Below are 19,188 nucleotides of genomic sequence, written 5' to 3' on the forward strand. Positions count from 1 at the left end.
CTTTTTTCGTATTGCTACGATTGTATATTTTCATCTAGCAGTATGATAGAATTAAGGACGATTAGAGGACATTATGATTAATAAGAAAGTTCATATTTCTAAGATTCACTTTACACATACTGAGTCTGAATCTTTGATAGAGTCTATCGCAAAGCGTGGTGTTGCGATTGCAGTACAGGTTAATGCACATGATAACTATTATGAGTGTGTAGATGGAAATAAACGATTAACAGCTTGTAAGATTCTGTCTTTACAGGATAAGAAATTTGAAATGGTACCTGTGATGATTATGAATGATTATTCTAAGGCAGGTAGTGCTTTCTGGGGTAATACACAGAATAAACACTAATAAAGGAGAGAAGATGGAACGATTACAGAAGACAATAGCGAAGGCGGGTATTGCCAGCCGTCGTAAAGCAGAAGAACTCATTGTGAGTGGCAAGGTCAAGGTGAATGGCGTTGTTGTAACGGAGCTTGGAACACAAGTATCTCCTGATGATGATATTAGTGTAAATGGTGTTGTACTAAAGAAAGAAGAAAAGGTGTACTACCTTTTAAATAAACCTCGTAGAGTTATTTCTAGTGTCAGTGATGAAAAAGGTAGAGAAACTGTTCTTGCCTATCTTAGTGATGTAAAAGAACGCATCTATCCGGTTGGTCGTTTGGATTATGATACTTCTGGTATTTTACTTCTGACAAACGATGGCGATTTTGCAAATGCAATGATGCATCCATCGTCACATTTACCAAAGACATATGAAGTTGCGGTTAATGGTGTACTAACAGATGATATGTTAAATCGCTTGGCGAAAGGTATTATGCTATCGGATGGTAAGACATTGCCAGCCGAAGTAGTATTATTAGAACGTTCTACGAAGAAAAATAAAACTGTACTCCACATTACAATCCAAGAAGGACGCAATCGTGAAGTACGGCGTATGATGGAATATTTCCATTGTGAGGTCACAAGATTAAATCGTATTGGCTATGGTTTCTTAGATTTAGGAAATCTAAGACAAGGCCAATATCGTAAGCTACGTAGTTTTGAAGTACGTAAGTTGCTTGCGATGGTGAAGCGTTCAACAGAAGACTAAAGATCGATGTATTGACGAATTTGTTCTTCATCTGGATCAATATAAATCATCTTATATTTACCTAGTTCAACCATTCCAGGTTTCGCACCTGGAATTTTTTTGAGGTTTTTGATAGGACAATATGCGACCGGAACACTAGAAGACATACGACCTGCTGAGAAGTAAGCTGCAATATTTGCGGCTAAACGTATTGTATATTCATCTGGATTTTCATCATGCACAACAACATGTGAACCATGATAATCCTTAGTATGGAACCAAATATTACTCTTTTTTGTATGCCAAGTTAGTGCATCATTTTGCAAGTTATTTTTACCAAAGGAAATAGCTATACCTTGTTCTGTTGTAATCGTTGTATAAGAAGGTGATACTTCTTTTTTCTTTTTCTTCTTTTTGCCTTTTTCTTTTTCAAAAAGGTAACCAAGTTTTATAAGTTCTTCTCGTATTTCCATTGCTGTATCAAAGTCAGCGTACTTGAGTTGTTCCGCTAGACCACTGAAGTAATCGATTTCCATCTCGCAGAGCTGAATTTGTTCTTGCAAGTACACTTGACCTTTCTTTAACTTATTGTATTTTTGGAATGCTTTTCGAGCATTGCCTTTGCCATCTAATTTTGGATCTAGTGGAATATGAATAGGAGAGTCATCCACAAAACTATTTAGAGTAATCTCCTTGAGTCCTTTTGTATCAGTGATTTGATATGCGTAAAGTAAGTCTCCATATTCACGCCATTTATCGCAATCCTTAGCAGCTTCATACTCTTCGATTAAACGAGGTAACTTTGTGGTTTGGTGTTTTAACTGTCGATTGATAAAGTGTTGAATATCGCCAGAAATCTGTTTAATTCGTTCTTTTTCTTCACGATGGAAGTAGAGAATATCAATTCCTTCAAAAAGAGGATATTCCTTACATATCCCAACACTAGTCAAATTAATACAGTGGAACACTGGTTCATTATCACTGTTTGCGATAAAGATTGATTTACTGTTATAGATTTCCTCCATAATGCTATGGAAGGTTTGTCCTTTTGACATACGATATTCGACTTCTTTTGCAAGAAATGGAGAAAAACCAGAGAACTGCTTTGTTAGTGATATATTTGTATCTACAATCTGCTCAGTGAAAGGGTTCTTCTTATCTTGAGAAGGTGTTGGGATAAATTCAGCACCTGCTTGAATGGTACGTCTACTATTTTCAAATGGGGGAATACGCTTCATCGCATCGATGATTCGATTTTGCGCGTTTACTAAAATTACATTAGCGTACTTGCCCATTAACTCTACGTATAGTTTAAGATACTCTAGATCACCAATTTCATTATGATGACGAATATCGAAAACCATCCAACGGTCTAAATCTACCTGTTGGATTTTTTCAACAATAGAACCTTCTAGATATTTACGTAATACCATAACGAAGTTGGAAGGCTCATTAGGAGTTGGATAACTACGATTCGTAAATAGAATTCGGTTATATACAGAATGTGTCGAAATCAATAATTGTTTCTTACCTGCAGTACCATGCGTTTGTAGTAAAAGCTCAGTCTGAGAAGTCATATATATTTTCTGAATTCTGAATGGAAGTGTAGCTTGAATTTCAGGAATCAGTTTTGATAATAAAATACCATCTAGTGCCATTTGAAAACCTCTTTATTTTTCTTATTATATCATGATTGACTATGTTAAAATTAATGAGTAATCTATTAGGTAAGGATGGAGGATACAATTATGGCTAAGGGATTGTTAATTGTATTAAGTGGACCTTCTGGTGTTGGTAAGGGAACGGTTCTTAAAGAGTTTATTCATGATAAGGATTTGAAACTTGCATACTCGGTTTCTATGACTACTCGTAAGCAGAGACCAGGTGAAGTTGATGGTATAAATTATCACTTTGTCACGAAGGAAGAATTCGAACAAGCAAAGAAGAATGGTGAATTATTAGAGTCAGCAGAATTTGTTGGAAACTACTATGGAACACCAATCTCTGAAGTTGAAAGATTGCGTAAAGAAGGCAAGAATGTCATCTTAGAAATTGAAGTACAAGGATGCACTCAAGTTCGTGAGAAGGTGAAGGATGCCTTAACAATCTTCATTGTTCCACCAAGCATGGCGGAGTTAGAGAAGAGAATTCGTGGACGTAATACAGAACCAGAAGAAATCGTTCAGGAACGTTTGGCGAAGGCTGCACGTGAAATGGAACTCATTGGTATGTACAAGTATGTTGTATGTAACGACGATGCGAAGTTAGCGGCTGATATTATCCGTGTGATTATCAAGCGTCATATGAAATCAAATATTTAATTTGTCTGCCAGTTAATACTGGCAGTTTTTTTATATGCTTGCGTAAGCGTTTTCAATCATTTATAATGGAAACCAATAAATGGAGGCTAGTTTCCAATGGAAAATATACAGCAGGATATCTTAAATGCAACTTTGGTGTTATTCAATGATAGAGGACTAGACTTTACAATGAATGATATCGCAAAGTCGATGCATATCGCAAAGAAGACAATTTATCGTTTCTTTTCGTCAAAAGAAGAGTTATTGATTGCTTTATTGGATTATGGTTTTGAGAATATTCAAAAGGAAAAACAGAAAATCTTATCTAGTAATGATAGTATTGCAAAACGTTTAGAACAAGCTATGATTGCGATGCCAAAACAATATGCAAACATTGACTTTCGCATGTTAGTAAGCTTACGGGATGTTTATCCTGAAGCGTATGTTCGCTTGAATGAACATCTAGAAAATGATTGGGAACCTATTATCAAGTTAATTAATGAAGGTATTCGTAAAAAAGAAATTCGAAAAATTAATACATTCATACTTCGTCAGATTGTGACTGCTACGTTTGAGCAACTCTTATCTACAGATCAGTTGCAAGAAAGAAATTTAACGTATGCTAAAGCTTTAAAAGAAATGATGAATATCATCATGAAAGGGATAGTTATAGATAATGAATAAATTGAATAACAATTGGGAATATATCGACCAATGGAGTGATACGTTTATTAGAGATGGTGCTGCAGACAAGGTAGTTCGCATACCTCATACTGTTCAAGAATTACCTTTGCATTATGCTAATTCAGACAGTTATCAAAAGGTTGTTGGTTATCGTAAGAAATTGACATTTGATTCATCTTTAAAAGATAGAAGACATTTCATACGGTTTGATGGTAGTGCTCATGAGACTACAGTGTATTTCAATGGCAAAGAGTTGTATGTTCATTCGTGTGGCTATACTGCATTTATCGTTGAACTAACGGATTATATTCTCTTTGAACAAGAAAACATTTTAACTGTAAAAGTAGATAGTCGTGAAAGTTTGAATATACCACCATTTGGATTTGTGATTGATTATCTTACCTATGGAGGTATCTATCGTAATGTATGGCTTTATGATAAGCCTGCATACTTTATCAAAGATGTATTTGTACAAACGAAAACACTAGATACAGTCTCAGTATCTATCCAAACAGATGGGGTGATTCCTGTTGATTCATATCAAGTCAAGATTCTTGACTCAAAGGGTGAAATTATCGCACAACAGGCTGTATCAATAAATAAGCAACAAATACAAATACCTGTAAAGAATATTCATGCATGGAGTGCAGAATCACCTACGTTATATCGTTGTATTGTGGAACTTGGTGAGGATACTTTTGTAACAAACTTTGGATTCCGTACAATTCGTTTTGATCAGAATAATTTATATATCAATGACCAAAAGGTATTCTTGATAGGTTTGAATCGTCATCAATGCTATCCGTATATTGGTTATGCGGCTGTTGATTCTTTGCAAGAGGAAGATGTACGTATCTTAAAGGATGAGTTACATGTAAATGCGGTACGTACTTCGCATTATCCACAAAGTCAATCATTTATCGATGCATGTGACCGCTATGGTTTGTATGTGTTTACTGAGATTCCTGGTTGGCAACATATTGGGGATGAAACTTGGAAACAACAAGCAATCCGGAATACAGAAGATATGGTACTACAGTATCGTAATCATCCCTCTATTATTCTTTGGGGTGTAAGAATCAACGAATCATTAGATGATGATAAACTTTATTCGAAAACAAATGAAGTTGCTAGAAACTTAGATCCTACTAGACCTACAGCAGGTGTGCGTTATCTTACGAAGAGTCATTTGTTAGAGGATATTTATGCATTCAATGACTTTTCGCATCATGGTGATAATAAAGGTGCATTAAGTAAGACTGAGGTTATGGTTGATACACATCATCCACTCATCATCTCTGAAGCCAATGGCCACATGTTTCCGACGAAGAGTTTTGATACGCAAGAAAGACGACAAGAACATGCATTACGTCATGCACGTGTATTTAGTGATGCGATGGCTGACCATCAACATACTGGAGTTTTTCAATGGTGTATGTTTGATTATGCTACACATAAAGACTTTGGCTCTGGTGATCGAATTTGTTATCACGGTGTAATGGATAGTTTCCGTAATCCAAAACTTGCGGCAAGTGTATATGCTTCACAACAAGATGAAGAACCAGTTCTAGAAATCAGCACTTCTATGGATATTGGTGATTACAATGCTGGTAATCTACCGGATTTTTACGCATTTACTAATGCGGATGAAGTGCGTTTATATAAAAATGATCAGTTTGTATCAGCATTTTCTCATTCTACATATTCTGGTTTAAAACATGGTCCAATTCGTATCGATGATACAATTGGTAAACTACTTGAAACCAATGAGTATTTTTCGAAAGACAAAGCTGCTGATATTCGTAAATGCTTACTAGCAAGTAAAAAGTATGGTAGTAATTTGCCATTACGTTATCGCTTGTTATATGCGAAGATGATGTTTCAGTATAAGATGAGCTACAGCGATGGTGTCTCTCTATTTGGTAAGTATGTAACTGGTTGGGGATCTGATTCGATTACTTGGAGATTTGATGCTGTAAAAAATGGGAAAGTTGTAAAGTCTATTATTAAATGTCCGTCTGCTAAATTACATCTATCATACCAAGTTTCTCGTACAAGTCTTGTGGAAGGCGATTGTTACGATATGTCTATGATTCGTATTCAAGTAAAGGATGAATATCATAATTTAGCATCCTATGCACAACTACCACTCAATTTCATCACAACTGGACCTATTGAAATTGTAGGTCCTAGTACAGTTGTTACAGAAGGTGGTATGACAGGCACATATATTAAGACAACTGGAGAAGAGGGAGAGGCAATTCTTACAATTTCTACTCCAGATTGCAGCGCAATTACGATTCATTTTACAATTACAAAGGAAGTATAAATTATGAAAGAATTTGGTAAAAAACAATTCGTTGCATATGGTTTAGGTGCGGTTGGAAAGGATATGGTATATGCCTTATCTGCTTCCTATATCATGTATTACTATCAAGATATCCTAGGTTTATCTGCGTCTTTTGTTGGATTTATTTTGATGATTGCTCGTGTGTTTGATGCGGCTAACGATCCATTTATGGGTGTTGTTGTTGCTAAGACAAATACGAAATGGGGTAAATTTCGTCCCTGGTTATTTACAGGTACAATTTTAAATGCTTTTGTTCTATATGCATTGTTTGCGGTACCTGCAGTATCTGGTAAAGCATTAATGATTTATTTTACGGTGATGTATATTCTTTGGGGTGTGACATATACCATGATGGATATTCCATTTTGGTCAGTGATACCTGCAGTTACTTCTACGACAAAAGAGCGTGAGAATTTATCGGTTGTTGGACGTACCTGTGCGGGTGTTGGTTATGCGTTAATTAATGTATTTACCGTCATGGCTGTATCCAAACTAGGCGGTGGGATTGAGCGTACTGGATTTCGCTTGTTTGCGCTTATTATAGCGATCTTGTTTGTTATATTTATTTTATTTACATGTTTTACAATTCATGAACAGAAAGTGGAAAACATGCAGACAACATCTGTTAAAGAGATGTTTAAAGCACTGCTTAATAATGATCAAGCAATTGTAACTGTTGTTACAATTGTACTGATAAATTCTGCGTTATATATTACATCAAATCTTTTAATCTACTTCTTTAAATACGATATTGGGGGAACAACCTGGAAGGATGCGTATACATTGTTTACTTCTGTTGGTGGCATCTCTCAAATACTAGGTATGATGGTTGTATATCCAATCCTTAGAAGTAAATTATCAAATACAATTATTTTTAAGTTAAGTTTGTGTCTAGCAATATTTGGATATGCATTCTTACTAGCATTATGTTTACTAGGATATTCATCTGTTCTAACAATGCTGATGGTGCCTGGTGTAATGATTTTTGTATCTAATGGTATACTGACAGTTTTAACAACAGTATTTCTTGCGAATACAGTTGATTATGGTGAAGTGAAGACTGGTCATCGTGAAGAGTCTGTAATCTTTAGTATGCAGACATTCGTTGTAAAGGCTGCTAGTGGCTTAGCAGTATTCATCACTGGTATTAGTTTGGATCTCATTGGTTTAACAAGCAAAGATGGACTTGGAGAAGGAATACCAACATTCACTTCGCCATTATTAGGACTTCGTTTACTAATGACGATTTTACCTATCATTGGATTGGTTCTTGCTTTAGTGTTATTTACAAGAAAGTTTATTCTTACGGATGAAAAAGCAGAACAAATTCGAAAACAGTTAGAAGAAAAGAGGGTCTGAGTATGCAGGTTCAGTGGTCGATAGAAAGTGTTGATCAGAAAATTAAATTACAAGGCAATGAAAATTGGAAGGACGATGTACTACATATTCATGTGACAACTGCTCAAATGATACTCGGAAAAGTGGAAGCGAAACTATCAATTTCCATTGCAAAGGACGAGAAGATTTTCATGAATGGGTATCAAACATGGACATATTCTCCAGAACTTACAAGATATGATCATACACATGGACTAAAGAGAGTGCCGAAAAGTTTATTACGGAAATATGGGTTTGATCGTTATGGGGATTATCATTTTGTAGACTACCCACAAAAAAAGGGTATTACCCATGGTGAATCATGGTGCTATTTCCGTGATGGAAATAAATATCGCTTATTTGCGTCATTAGATGAAGACCCAGGATATACGTTATTTTGGTATGACGCAAATAAAACTGAATTAACAATTCAAAGAGACTGTAAGGATGTACAGACAAATGGTATCTTTCATGCATTTGATTTATTCTATGCGGAAGGTAGCGAAGAAGAGGTCTTTCAAGCATGGTTTGATGCATTGGAGCTAAAGCCACTTACAACGAAAAAACTGTTTGGATATTCTAGCTGGTATAATCACTATCAAGATATTAGTGAAGATAAGATACGTTATGATTTATCTGGTTGTGATAAAGTTTTTCAACCAAATGACCTATTTCAGATTGATGATGGTTGGGAACCGTTTGTAGGTGATTGGTTAGAAACAGATCCAGTGAAATTCCCAAATGGATTAAAATCGCTTGTAGATGAGATACATGCAAAGGGATATAAAGCCGGTTTGTGGCTTGCGCCATTTGTGGCAGAGGAGAAGTCTTCGATATATCAAAATCATCCAGATTGGTTCTTGCACCATCATGGAAAACCATGGTGTTTAGGCGCTAATTGGTCAGGCTTTTATTCGTTAGATATTGATCATCCAGATGTAATTGACTATATCAAGAAAGTGTTTCATCAAGTATATGATGTATGGGGCTTTGATTTAGTTAAACTTGACTTCTTATATGGTGCAGCTCCATTTGGAAATGCATCTGAGAGTCGTGCTAAGAGAATGAAACGTGCATTGCAGTTGTTGCGAGATATTTCAATTGGTAAAGAAATTCTTGCCTGTGGTGTCCCATTAATGCCATCTTTTGGATTAGTGGAATACAGCCGTATTGGATGTGATGTTGGTTTGGATTGGGATGACGTTTTCTATATGCGTTTATTGCATCGTGAAAGAATCTCTACAAAGAATGCAATTGTAAATACTGTAAATCGTAGACAATTGAATGGACGTGCGTTTATGAATGATCCAGATGTATTCTTTATTCGTACTGAGAATATCCATTTAACGGAAAAGCAGAAGGATGATTTAGCAAGGATACAAGCTTTATTAGGAGGGGTATTCCTAACAAGTGATAGTCCTGCAAATTATACTGATGATATGATTAGAAAGTATCAAGAATACCGTAAACTAGCATCTGCACTAGTAACAGATGTAAGTACAGATGATAGTATTACAATTGAATATGTTTTAGATGGTCAAACAAACATAGTTCATTTTGACTGTACAAATCGATAATGAAAACCCACTAAAGTAGTGCACTCTGGTGGGTATTTTTGTATCCTTGTTTCTTAACAAGGATTTTTATATTGTCTGTTGGAAGAGTATATATTTCTTTATCAAATGCTAGGTAAATGTTTTGGATATTTTAAAGATAGGAAATTATAGCAGAATAGTAAATACATATATATTAGTAACAATATCATTTATCTAGTTCTAGCTCCTCTATGTTATGGACGTTGGTGAACCTTTTCAAGCGTAGGTGTTGCTTGCATGTTTGCGTTAATGAGCTTACTTGTTTCAGCGTATTATCGTATTAAGAAAGCGTAGGGTAGTAAAATATAAAACGCATCTATTAGGATGCGTTTTATTGTTAGGTAAAGAAAAAAGCCAACTTGCGTTGACTTTTTACACTTGTTATCTGTTGTAGAATTCGACAACGAGTGATTCGTTGATTTCTTGGTTCAATTCGCTTCTTTCTGGAAGACGTACGAATGTACCTTTCTTGTTTTCCTTATCAACTTCAACGAAAGCTGGGATAGTGATAGCTGATTCTAATGATTCAGCGATTGCCTTAATGTTACGTGCATTTTCACGAACAGCAATTGTTGATCCTGGCTTAATTAAAGCTGAAGGGATGTCTAACTTCTTACCATTTACTTCGATATGACCGTGGTTTACTAACTGACGAGCAGCCTTACGTGTTCTAGCTAAGCCCATACGGTAAACGATGTTATCTAATCTACTTTCAAGTAGGATTAAGAAGTTAACACCTGCCATACCTTCCATCTTGGAAGCCTTGTTGAATAAGTTAGAGAACTGACGTTCATTTAAACCGTACATGTGACGGATTCTTTGCTTTTCGCGTAACTGTGTACCGTAGCCACCTAACTTAATACGCTTTGTAGGTCCATGTTGACCTGGAGCATAAGTTCTTTTCTTAAGCTCTTCGCCTGTTTCTAAGATGGAGAAGCTTAAGCGTCTAGCTTTCTTCCAAACAGGTCCTGTGTAACGTGCCATGTTTTGTTTCCTCCTATATATGGCTGAGAAACAATAACAGGTGCAGATCATCAATGCGGGGTGTTATCATGAGCCTTTTCACCTTTTGCAGCAGGATACTCAGGAACAAGTTTAACTGTTGATAACGCCTTACGCATGACTCTACATGCTGCCATTATTTAACGCACTCGATATAATACCATTAGTGTGTATAAACGTCAATTGTTTTCACAAGTTCTATCAGAAATAATCATTTGTGAAACACAAAAAAGAATTATGGAAAGATATGTGAAAGTGATAAGGCATATGCCCAAATATATAGATGCTGTGGTAAAATAAAAAAAGATATGACAAGAAAGGTGGAAACATATGAATCAGATATTAACATTGTTATCAGATATCAGATTTATTATTGCCGTAGGTGCAATCTTTGTTTTACTGTTGATTATTTTAATTGTTACTACAGTACGTGCACGTCGTTATAAATCTGAGTATATAGAATTAGAGAATCGCTATCAGTCTATTAAGCAAATTCCTTTGTCATTAAAAATGAATAAAGCAATTGCTGTAAGTAGAGTGAATCAGGATACAGTTGATCGTGTTAATTCAGCACAAAATAAGTTTGACGAAGTGCAGTCATGTATTTCTGCTTTAACAAGTAAGTTAGCAGACTTAGAACGTTATATTTCTGCGGGTACTTTAGCAAAAGCTAGTAATGCCATCAAGGAAATTGAAACATCCATGACTACAACAGAAGCGGATGCGAAGACACTTGAAAATATGTTAGATGCGATTCTTGCAAAAGAAACAGCACAGCGTGAAGAAGTGACGGCTTTAAAGAATCGTTTCCGTGCCCTAAAGGCCCAAGCTGCTGAAAATGCTCCAAAGTTATACTTTGCATGGCCTTTAGTAGAGCAGAAGGTTGTTGATACTGAGAAGATGTTTGCGACTTTTGAAGAATGGATGTTCTCCAGTGATTTCGATAAGGCAAACCGTGAACTTGTAAGTATCAAGGCAGTTATGGCAGAACTAGAAGAAATGATAGAGAATATGCCTTCATTATTAGAAGATGCTAAGGGTGTTATTCCTAATATGGCAGAAGTTCTTCACAAGGATTATATTCATAATCGTAATCGTGGTGTGTATTTGAAACACTTAAATGTAGAAGAAAACCTCAATCAAATGACAGAGTCCTTACGTGAATCTCTAAAGCAGTTAAAGACAGGGTCTACATTAGGCGTTCGTGAAACGCTTGATACTATGAAGGCAAAACTTCGTGAGATGGATCAGGCTGTAAAACAAGAGGGTGAAAGCTTTGATGCGATTCAAGAGTTATCAAAGGAATCTACAGCACTTGCGGATGAAGCAGATAAGAATGCGGCTTATGTAAAAGAAGCATTTGCAAAATCATCATCACGTTTTGGCTTTGCAGATTTAGAAGAAAAGCTTGCAGAGCAGACAGCTCGCTTACAAGAACTTGAAACGAAGATGCCTGTAGTAATGGATAGTGTACGTAACTATCAAGTTCCTGCTAGTACAGTTGTTGGTTCCTTGAAGGAATTAAATGAACAGATCATTGCATGCAATACAGAGTTTAAGAATATTCGTACACGTATTGAAGCTGCTTCTGGTGATGAAGAACGTTGTAAGAAGCAACTAGTGAAGTTGCAGATTGTTATGAATCAGATGCAAGTTAAGATTCGTAAGTATAAACTTCCAAATATTTCAGAAGCTTATGAAGATGATATGCGTCGTGCAAATGACTATATCCATCGTTTAGATAACTTGATGGAAGAAGTTCCATTAAATATGCAGTTATTAAATGGAACTCTACAAGAAGCATTAGATTTTATCTATAAGCTTTATAACAATGTTAATAACGTTGTTGGTACAGTTATGATGGTTGAAAATACAATTGTATTTGGTAACCGTTATCGTTCAACTTACGCAGATATCGACTCTGAGTTAACACGTAGTGAATTAAGTTTCCGTAACGGTGAATATACACAAGCTCTAACAACAGCAATCGCAACGATTGAAAAGATTCACCCAGGTAACTACGAATCCATGATTAAGGAGAATGCGAAGAGTGCTGCGTAGGGTGTATTTTGATGGCGCTTCTACAACAGCGATTCATTCAGATGTATTACAAACCTATAAGTCTTTATTGGATAAATATTACGTCAATAGTGAGTCTCTGTATGATGAAGGCAGCGAAATCAGTCGAATGATGGAAAAAGCCCGGAGTGCAATAGCCGGGCTTTTGGGTATAAACAGTGAAGACATTATCTTTACCTCAGGTTCTTCGGAAGCAAACTCTTCCGCAATCAAAGGTGTATGTTTTGCCCAACCTGGCAAGAAACATATTGTTACAACGAATGTAGAACATTCTTCTATCTTGAATGCATGTTTACAAATGGAACAGGTATTTGGATATCGTGTTACATATTTGCCAGTTGATGCTAGTGGTAAGGTATCCTTACAACAAGTCAAAGATGCAGTATGTGATGATACAGCAATCGTTAGTATCATGGCAGTAAACAATGAAGTAGGTTCTATTAATCCAATTGATGAGATTGCAAATTATGTAAAGAAACATACACATGCCTATATGCATGTTGATATGACACAGGCAATTGGTAAAGTTGATGTAGATTTTAAAAATATTGATCTAGCATCTATCTCTGCACATAAACTGGAAGGTTTAAAAGGTAGTGGTATTCTTGTTAAGAAGGTTCATGTACCATTTGTACCACTGATTAATGGTGGTGAACAAGAATATGGTATTCGTGGTGGTACTTCGAATGCTTGTGTAAACATGGTATTTGCTAAGACACTACGCTTTGCGTTAGAAAATGGTAAGAAGTATCATGATTATATTACAACTTTACAACAAGCATTACTTAGGGGACTATCTACAATACCTGGTATTTTAATCAATCAACCAAGTGATGCAGTCAATAGTGTTGTTAACTTCTCATACGAGAAGATACCAAGTGAAGTGATGCAGAATGCATTAAATAAAAAAGGGTTTATGGTGAGTGCGAGAAGTACTTGTGCATCTAAATCCGATGATCCAAGTTATGTTTTAAGTGCTATGGGTTATTCTTCCAAACGTGCAAGCTCTTGTATTCGTATTAGTTTAACGTATCATAATACAGAAGAAGAGATTGCTTCATTTATAGATTCATTAAAGGAGATTATTTCGCAATATGGTTAAGTATGATACAGTCTTGATTCGCTATGGTGAATTAAGTACAAAGGGTAAAAATCGAAGAGATTTTATTACTAGACTCTTTACAAATATTAAATATATGTTGCGGGATTATCCTGCGCTAACGTATCGTAAGACATACGATCGTATTTACATTAAATTAACGGATGAAGATCCAGAAGAAATTGAAACCAAATTAAAGAAGGTATTTGGTATTAGTTCATTCTCCTTTACAGAAAAGGTGAACAGTAATTTAGAAGATATCAAGCAAGCCTGTGTTCGTATTGCTAAGGAAAGTGATAAGAAGACATTTAAGATGATTACAAAACGTCATGACAAGAGTTTCCCGCTCAAGAGTGATGGTGTAAATCGTGAGGTTGCTGGAGAGATTCTACGCAATACAGATTTAAAGGTTGATGTACATGATCCTGAATTAGCAATTCGTGTTGAAATTCATAGTAATGAAACCTACATCACATCTAGTAAGATTCCTGGTGCTGGAGGATATCCAGCGGGTATCAATGGTAAGGTATTGTTAATGTTATCTGGTGGTATCGATTCACCAGTAGCAGCGTACCAGTTGATGAAGCGTGGATTACATGTGGAAGCTGTACACTTTGCATCTCCTCCATATACAAGTGAAAACGCAAAGAATAAAGTCTTAGAGCTTGCTTCGCAAGTGAGTGAATACCAAGGTCACATGAAAGTACATATTGTTAACTTTACGCAATTACAACTTGAAATTTATAAACATGCAGGAGATCCATATGCAGTTACGTTAATGCGTCGTATGATGTTCCGCTTAGCAGATATGATTTCCAAGAAGTATGGATGTCTAGCCATCGGTACTGGTGAAAGCATAGGGCAGGTAGCTAGCCAAACACTAGAGAGTATCAACTGCATTAATACAGTTACGAACATGCCAATCCTAAGACCGCTTGTATGTTATGACAAGATTGAAATTATTGATTTGGCACGTAAGATAGGAACTTATGAAACATCTATCTTGCCATTTGAGGATTGCTGTACAATCTTTGATCCAAAGAACCCAGTCACAAAACCATCTGTAGATAAGAGTGTTTACTATGAATCAAAATTTGATTATGAAACACTACTACAACAGGCGGTATATACACTAGAAACTGTAAATGTACAAGCTGTGAAAAAAGAAGAAGATTTCTTATAAAGAGGTGAAACTATGGCAAAGCATAATCAAGATATTCGCAATGAATTCAATGAAAAGATGCAACATTGCGCAACAATGGATGAACAAGAACTATTGGATATCGCAAACGTAACAATCGTCAAAGTTGAAAAAGATGATACATATAACACAAATGCGAAGTTAAAGATTTTTGCATTATTCACATCACTCTTTAACTGTGCAGAAAATGAACGTATGAAATACGTAAAACGTATTTACGCAGCTCTTAAATAATTGATGAATAATAGGTATTTCTATAATGAAGTGCCTATTTTATTTTGGTATAATGAAGGTACTATCAAGTTTTATTCATAATGTAGGGGAAGATATGAGAAATGTTGATATTAGTACCATCAGTAATACGATACTAATCATTTTATGGGTGATTTTGCCCAAGTTATATCGTATCTGGAAAAAGAAGAATATATTTTACGTTTATGATATCCCATTTGATTTAATGCCTATTTTCATCCTCTCAAATGGTTGGATGCGCTTTGGTATTTGGTTAATAATTTATGTAGTATTTATGTTAGTTTTAAAGTTAATCTTTTCAAAGGGAAAAGTGATATTGTTCAACGAGAAACAATCATCATAAAATAACGACACAAATAATATAAGTTAAACGTGTTAATTTAATAGAAATCATATTATTTAGTTTTATTTCTTGATATTTACTAATTTTGGTTAATATGTTATAAAATGGTCAATTTATAGGGAGAAGATATGATTAATAATTTTGAGTTAAATAAAGATAAGTTAGGTAAATTAACTCGTAAAGTTATATTAGTAGGAGGAATAATTAGTACGCTTCTAACTGGAGGATGTAAGACTAAAGAGAATAGTTCAACTAATCCATCAGTAACTGAAGTTACTCCAACTCCTACTGAAACACCAGATGTAGCATCAGACAATGAACAAGAAGAATATAAATATTATAGAATTGAATTTACTGTAAAGGTATATAATGATCAACCTCAAGTTACAATAGAATCTGAGAAAGAAGTAGAATATCAAAATACAGAAACACCTGAAGGTGGATTTGTAACAGCAACAGAAAAATGGCAACCGCATGTACCTGATGCCCCTGCTTATGATGAAGGTAGATCGGATATGACTGTCTATAGGCTTGTTGAAGTATTTAAAAGATATATATATTTTGATTATGACGAATTAATGAATGCTTTAAATAATATGGATTATTTAGGCCCTAATTTTGACTATGTTTTTGGCTATGTAACATCTGATAATGTCGATGAACTTTGTCTTGACGTTAGACTTAATTATAAACGTGAAATTCCAGCTGGAGAAGAAAATTTTTATATGGTACAAGGATATGTCAACGTTCGTAAGAAAGTAAAAGTTAAGAGCAAATAATATAGATGTAGAGGTGACTCTACATTTTTTAAACGTGTTAATTTAATAGAAATCATTGACGTAAAAGGACTTTACATGTAGTATATCTATGTTATCAGCCCTCTTGTCGAGGTCTGTAACCGCTCAGGAAAGGGTTAAGTACGTAAGTCCCCTTGATGGCGCGTCTTATGATAAATGTCAGGAGGTGTTCAAATTGTACGCAATTATCGAAACAGGCGGAAAGCAACTTAAGGTTGAAGTAGGTCAGTCTATCTTCGTTGAAAAGTTAGATGTTGAACCAGAAAGCACAGTCGTTATCGACAAGGTAGTTCTTGTTAGTGACGCAGCAACAAAGATTGGTACTCCATATGTAGAGGGTGCTAAGGTTACTTGCAAGGTTGTAAAGCAAGGCAAGGAAAAGAAGATCCATATCTTCAAGTATAAGGCTAAGAAGGGCTCTACTCGTCGTAAGCAGGGTCACCGTCAACCATATACAAAGTTGACAGTTGAAGCTATCGAGGCTTAAGTCTCATGATTGATATCCGTTATACGCAGCATGATAATCACATTACTTCATTAGAAATTAGCGGTCACGCTGGTTCTGCAGAAAGTGGTAAAGATTTGGTATGTGCAGCAGTTAGCGGTATTACATTCGGTTTGTTGAATGCATTAGATGAATTAACTGATGTTAAGAATATTAAAGTTGGTGATAATCTAATTCAAGTTAAAGTTGATAATCCTACAGCAGAGAGTGATTTACTACTATCTGCAGGGATTATTCAATTAAAGACAGTTCAACAACAGAATCAACGTTTTATTAAAATTAAAAAAATGGAGGTGTAAATACTATGAAGTTCACACTGGATATTCAGTTCTTTGCAAGTAAGAAGGGTGTATCTTCCACAAAGAACGGCCGTGATTCTGCCGGCAGAAGATTAGGTGCTAAGAAGGCTGATGGTCAGTATACAAACGCTGGCTCTATCATCTATCGTCAGAGAGGCACAAAGATCTACCCAGGCAAGAATGTTATGCGCGGTGGAGATGATACATTGTTTGCAACAGCTGCAGGTATCGTTAAGTATGAGCGTCTTGGCAAGGATAAGAAGCAGGTTTCTGTTTATCCTCAAGAAGCTTAATTTAAACAGTAATGGAATGCTCCTGACAGGTTCAGGAGCTTTTTTAAAGGAAAGGAGATTCCTTGATGATTGACTTTGTAAAACTACATGTAAAAGCAGGTGACGGTGGCAGAGGTTGTGTTGCTTGGCGCCATGAGAAGTTCTACGCTAATGGTGGACCTTTTGGTGGTGATGGAGGTAAAGGTGGCGATATTTGGTTTGCTGTTGATACCAATGAAACAACATTAATGAAGCTAAAGTTTACACGCAAGATTAAGGCTGGCAATGGTATGCCAGGATTAATCAAAAAGATGCATGGTAAATCAGGAGATGACATCATTGTGCCTGTTCCACTTGGAACGATGATTCGTAATGCGGCCAATGGTGATCTTTTAGCTGACCTTACAAAACCAGGACAAAAGGTATTGATTGCTCGTGGTGGTAAGGGTGGTCTAGGTAATATGCACTTCGCAACTTCGAGAAATGATGCTCCTGAATATGCGCAACCAGGTGAAGTTGGTGAGAGTTTAGATGTTCAAGTAGAATTACGTCTTTTGGCGGATGCTGGGCTAATTGGTTTTCCATCCGTTGGTAAGTCAACATTCTTATCCGTTGTAACAAGAGCGAATCCACAGATTGCTGCATATCCTTTTACAACACTGGAGCCAAATATTGGTGTTGTACAGATGCCAAACGGTCGTAGTTTTGTGCTAGCGGATATGCCGGGTTTAATTGAAGGTGCTGGTGAAGGCAAGGGTTTAGGACATGAGTTCTTGCGCCATATTAAGCGTTGTCGAGTATTGATTCACGTCATTGATATGTCTGGTGCGGAACGTAATCCTGTTGAAGATTATGAAATTATCAACAAGGAGTTAGCTACCTACGATTTAGCACTTGAGAAACGTCCACAGATTGTTGTCGCAAATAAGATGGATGACGAATATGCACACATGTATTTGGAGGAGTTTAAAAAGAAGTATCCAGATATTAAAGTCTATGAAACAAGTACGTTAGAACATAAAGGTTTAGATGAAGTTCTCTATGCGGCACTTGCAGAAATTGATAAAGCTCGTGAGGTCGAAATGGAAACTCCTGAAAGTACAGAAGAGACGGTTGTATATCGTTATGAACCGAAGAAACCAGACTTTAAGATTGTCAAACTTGGACCTGGTAGATTTAAGGTTGACTCTGAAAAGATTGATCGTCTATTTGATACAGTTGACTTCGAAAAGGAAGAAGAAACATATCAGTTTGCGATGACACTACAGAAGATGGGTGTTGATAAGGCTCTTTATGAAGCTGGAGCACGTGATGGTGATCAAGTTATTGTTAATACCTTTATCATGGATTATAAAGAGTGAGTGATATGATAGCATTTGTAAAAGGAAAAGTGGCATCGTATGGTGCTGATTGGGTTGTGGTCGATTGTCATGATATTGGCTATCAGATGGCATATCCACATCCTGAAAACTTACATCTAAATGATGAAGTATTTATCTATACATATCTTCATATTACGGAAAATGATATGAGTTTATTTGGTTTTGAAAGCCAAGATGAAAAAGCATTATTCTTAAAGCTTATCTCTGTTAAGGGACTAGGTCCTAAGACAGCGATGGGTATGCTAAGCAAATGTGGCTATCAGTCTATTGTTTCTGCGATTGAATCTGGTGATGTAACTCTATTAAAGAAGATGCCTGGTATTGGGGCAAAGTCCGCAAGTCAGATTGTATTAGATTTAAAGGGCAAGTTAGTTGCTGTACCTACATCTTCACCAAAACAAGATACAGTTTCTTATACTGCGGAAATTCGTGAAGCGTTAGAAGGCTTAAAGAATTTAGGCTATAAACAGGGAGAACTATCTGCAGTCGCAAATATGATGAGTGAAAACCCTGGATTAACGACCGAGAAGTATTTGAAACTCGGATTACAATTTTTGGTTAAACAGAAGTAAGGGAGG

Annotated in this window: 19 protein-coding genes and 1 other annotated feature; of the genes, 17 read left to right on the forward strand and 2 right to left on the reverse strand. The window is 36.0% G+C overall.

Annotated elements, in window-relative coordinates; translation table 11 throughout:
* Positions 1 to 73: 73 nt before the first annotated feature.
* A complete protein-coding gene (locus RYK16_RS03835; protein WP_314850897.1) occupies positions 74 to 349 on the forward strand; it encodes a ParB/RepB/Spo0J family partition protein in 276 nt (91 codons plus the stop codon).
* A gap of 13 nt (positions 350 to 362) precedes the next feature.
* Positions 363 to 1,094 (forward strand): pseudouridine synthase, encoded by a 732-nt coding sequence (locus tag RYK16_RS03840; RefSeq protein WP_314850898.1) that lies wholly within the window; start codon positions 363 to 365, stop codon positions 1,092 to 1,094.
* Here RYK16_RS03840 and RYK16_RS03845 read toward each other — a convergent pair.
* Complete coding sequence (locus RYK16_RS03845) at positions 1,091 to 2,731, reverse strand: NFACT RNA binding domain-containing protein (RefSeq protein WP_314850899.1); 1,641 nt, start codon at positions 2,729 to 2,731, stop codon at positions 1,091 to 1,093. The genes RYK16_RS03840 and RYK16_RS03845 overlap by 4 nt on opposite strands.
* Positions 2,732 to 2,821: 90 nt before the next feature.
* Between RYK16_RS03845 and gmk the strand changes: the two genes are divergently transcribed.
* From gmk to RYK16_RS03870, 5 genes are all read left to right on the forward strand, one after another.
* Positions 2,822 to 3,394 (forward strand): guanylate kinase, encoded by a 573-nt coding sequence (gene gmk, locus RYK16_RS03850; protein ID WP_294206802.1) that lies wholly within the window; start codon positions 2,822 to 2,824, stop codon positions 3,392 to 3,394.
* A 96-nt stretch (positions 3,395 to 3,490) separates the two neighbouring features.
* Complete coding sequence (locus RYK16_RS03855; RefSeq protein WP_314850901.1) at positions 3,491 to 4,057, forward strand: helix-turn-helix domain-containing protein; 567 nt, start codon at positions 3,491 to 3,493, stop codon at positions 4,055 to 4,057.
* A complete protein-coding gene (locus tag RYK16_RS03860) occupies positions 4,050 to 6,386 on the forward strand; it encodes a glycoside hydrolase family 2 TIM barrel-domain containing protein (RefSeq protein WP_314850903.1) in 2,337 nt (778 codons plus the stop codon). The genes RYK16_RS03855 and RYK16_RS03860 overlap by 8 nt, the downstream gene beginning before the upstream one ends.
* 3 nt (positions 6,387 to 6,389) lie before the next feature.
* Positions 6,390 to 7,766 carry a glycoside-pentoside-hexuronide (GPH):cation symporter gene (locus RYK16_RS03865; protein WP_314850904.1) on the forward strand — a complete coding sequence of 459 codons (1,377 nt, stop codon included), beginning with the start codon at positions 6,390 to 6,392 and terminating at the stop codon, positions 7,764 to 7,766.
* Positions 7,767 to 7,768: 2 nt separating this feature from the next.
* Entirely contained in the window at positions 7,769 to 9,361 is a 1,593-nt protein-coding gene (locus RYK16_RS03870; protein WP_314850905.1) for an alpha-galactosidase, read from the forward strand.
* A 399-nt stretch (positions 9,362 to 9,760) separates the two neighbouring features.
* Here the strand turns inward: RYK16_RS03870 and rpsD are convergent, their stop codons facing one another.
* Positions 9,761 to 10,363, reverse strand: coding sequence for a 30S ribosomal protein S4 (rpsD, locus tag RYK16_RS03875; RefSeq protein ID WP_028078297.1), 603 nt, complete (start codon positions 10,361 to 10,363; stop codon positions 9,761 to 9,763).
* Positions 10,364 to 10,711: 348 nt separating this feature from the next.
* Between rpsD and RYK16_RS03880 the strand changes: the two genes are divergently transcribed.
* The 10 genes from RYK16_RS03880 (at position 10,712) to ruvA (ending at position 19,182) form a co-directional block, all read left to right on the forward strand.
* The gene (locus RYK16_RS03880; protein ID WP_314850908.1) at positions 10,712 to 12,442 is read left to right on the forward strand and encodes a septation ring formation regulator EzrA; all 1,731 of its coding nucleotides are present in this window, start codon (positions 10,712 to 10,714) and stop codon (positions 12,440 to 12,442) included.
* On the forward strand, positions 12,423 to 13,562 hold the full coding sequence (locus tag RYK16_RS03885) for a cysteine desulfurase family protein (protein WP_314850910.1): 1,140 nt from the start codon (positions 12,423 to 12,425) through the stop codon (positions 13,560 to 13,562). Before RYK16_RS03880 ends, RYK16_RS03885 begins: the two co-directional genes overlap by 20 nt.
* The gene (gene thiI, locus RYK16_RS03890; protein WP_314850912.1) at positions 13,555 to 14,742 is read left to right on the forward strand and encodes a tRNA uracil 4-sulfurtransferase ThiI; all 1,188 of its coding nucleotides are present in this window, start codon (positions 13,555 to 13,557) and stop codon (positions 14,740 to 14,742) included. Before RYK16_RS03885 ends, thiI begins: the two co-directional genes overlap by 8 nt.
* 12 nt (positions 14,743 to 14,754) lie before the next feature.
* Complete coding sequence (locus tag RYK16_RS03895) at positions 14,755 to 14,994, forward strand: hypothetical protein (RefSeq protein WP_314850914.1); 240 nt, start codon at positions 14,755 to 14,757, stop codon at positions 14,992 to 14,994.
* A 489-nt stretch (positions 14,995 to 15,483) separates the two neighbouring features.
* Positions 15,484 to 16,134, forward strand: coding sequence for a hypothetical protein (locus RYK16_RS03900; protein WP_314850916.1), 651 nt, complete (start codon positions 15,484 to 15,486; stop codon positions 16,132 to 16,134).
* 107 nt (positions 16,135 to 16,241) lie between these two features.
* Positions 16,242 to 16,310, forward strand: a sequence feature (ribosomal protein L21 leader region).
* 17 nt (positions 16,311 to 16,327) lie between these two features.
* A complete protein-coding gene (rplU, locus tag RYK16_RS03905) occupies positions 16,328 to 16,639 on the forward strand; it encodes a 50S ribosomal protein L21 (RefSeq protein WP_294021153.1) in 312 nt (103 codons plus the stop codon).
* A gap of 5 nt (positions 16,640 to 16,644) precedes the next feature.
* Positions 16,645 to 16,956 (forward strand): ribosomal-processing cysteine protease Prp, encoded by a 312-nt coding sequence (locus RYK16_RS03910; protein WP_314850917.1) that lies wholly within the window; start codon positions 16,645 to 16,647, stop codon positions 16,954 to 16,956.
* Positions 16,957 to 16,961: 5 nt separating this feature from the next.
* Positions 16,962 to 17,249, forward strand: coding sequence for a 50S ribosomal protein L27 (rpmA, locus tag RYK16_RS03915; RefSeq protein WP_006526413.1), 288 nt, complete (start codon positions 16,962 to 16,964; stop codon positions 17,247 to 17,249).
* Between the two features lie 65 nt (positions 17,250 to 17,314).
* A complete protein-coding gene (gene obgE, locus RYK16_RS03920) occupies positions 17,315 to 18,589 on the forward strand; it encodes a GTPase ObgE (RefSeq protein ID WP_314850918.1) in 1,275 nt (424 codons plus the stop codon).
* A 5-nt stretch (positions 18,590 to 18,594) separates the two neighbouring features.
* Entirely contained in the window at positions 18,595 to 19,182 is a 588-nt protein-coding gene (gene ruvA, locus RYK16_RS03925) for a Holliday junction branch migration protein RuvA (RefSeq protein ID WP_314850919.1), read from the forward strand.
* Positions 19,183 to 19,188: the final 6 nt, after the last annotated feature.

The sequence above is a fragment of the uncultured Solobacterium sp. genome, assembly GCF_963550625.1.
GTDB lineage: Bacteria > Bacillota_I > Bacilli_A > Erysipelotrichales > Erysipelotrichaceae > Bulleidia.

Excerpts from the sequence above, each read along its gene's own strand:
- RYK16_RS03835 (WP_314850897.1), top strand. The coding sequence starts at position 74 with ATGATTAATAAGAAAGTTCATATTTCTAAGATTCACTTTACACATACT.
- RYK16_RS03840 (WP_314850898.1), top strand. The coding sequence starts at position 363 with ATGGAACGATTACAGAAGACAATAGCGAAGGCGGGTATTGCCAGCCGT.
- RYK16_RS03845 (WP_314850899.1), bottom strand. The coding sequence starts at position 2,731 with ATGGCACTAGATGGTATTTTATTATCAAAACTGATTCCTGAAATTCAA.
- gmk (WP_294206802.1), top strand. The coding sequence starts at position 2,822 with ATGGCTAAGGGATTGTTAATTGTATTAAGTGGACCTTCTGGTGTTGGT.
- RYK16_RS03855 (WP_314850901.1), top strand. The coding sequence starts at position 3,491 with ATGGAAAATATACAGCAGGATATCTTAAATGCAACTTTGGTGTTATTC.
- RYK16_RS03860 (WP_314850903.1), top strand. The coding sequence starts at position 4,050 with ATGAATAAATTGAATAACAATTGGGAATATATCGACCAATGGAGTGAT.
- RYK16_RS03865 (WP_314850904.1), top strand. The coding sequence starts at position 6,390 with ATGAAAGAATTTGGTAAAAAACAATTCGTTGCATATGGTTTAGGTGCG.
- RYK16_RS03870 (WP_314850905.1), top strand. The coding sequence starts at position 7,769 with ATGCAGGTTCAGTGGTCGATAGAAAGTGTTGATCAGAAAATTAAATTA.
- rpsD (WP_028078297.1), bottom strand. The coding sequence starts at position 10,363 with ATGGCACGTTACACAGGACCTGTTTGGAAGAAAGCTAGACGCTTAAGC.
- RYK16_RS03880 (WP_314850908.1), top strand. The coding sequence starts at position 10,712 with ATGAATCAGATATTAACATTGTTATCAGATATCAGATTTATTATTGCC.
- RYK16_RS03885 (WP_314850910.1), top strand. The coding sequence starts at position 12,423 with ATGCGAAGAGTGCTGCGTAGGGTGTATTTTGATGGCGCTTCTACAACA.
- thiI (WP_314850912.1), top strand. The coding sequence starts at position 13,555 with ATGGTTAAGTATGATACAGTCTTGATTCGCTATGGTGAATTAAGTACA.
- RYK16_RS03895 (WP_314850914.1), top strand. The coding sequence starts at position 14,755 with ATGGCAAAGCATAATCAAGATATTCGCAATGAATTCAATGAAAAGATG.
- RYK16_RS03900 (WP_314850916.1), top strand. The coding sequence starts at position 15,484 with ATGATTAATAATTTTGAGTTAAATAAAGATAAGTTAGGTAAATTAACT.
- RYK16_RS03910 (WP_314850917.1), top strand. The coding sequence starts at position 16,645 with ATGATTGATATCCGTTATACGCAGCATGATAATCACATTACTTCATTA.
- rpmA (WP_006526413.1), top strand. The coding sequence starts at position 16,962 with ATGAAGTTCACACTGGATATTCAGTTCTTTGCAAGTAAGAAGGGTGTA.
- obgE (WP_314850918.1), top strand. The coding sequence starts at position 17,315 with ATGATTGACTTTGTAAAACTACATGTAAAAGCAGGTGACGGTGGCAGA.
- ruvA (WP_314850919.1), top strand. The coding sequence starts at position 18,595 with ATGATAGCATTTGTAAAAGGAAAAGTGGCATCGTATGGTGCTGATTGG.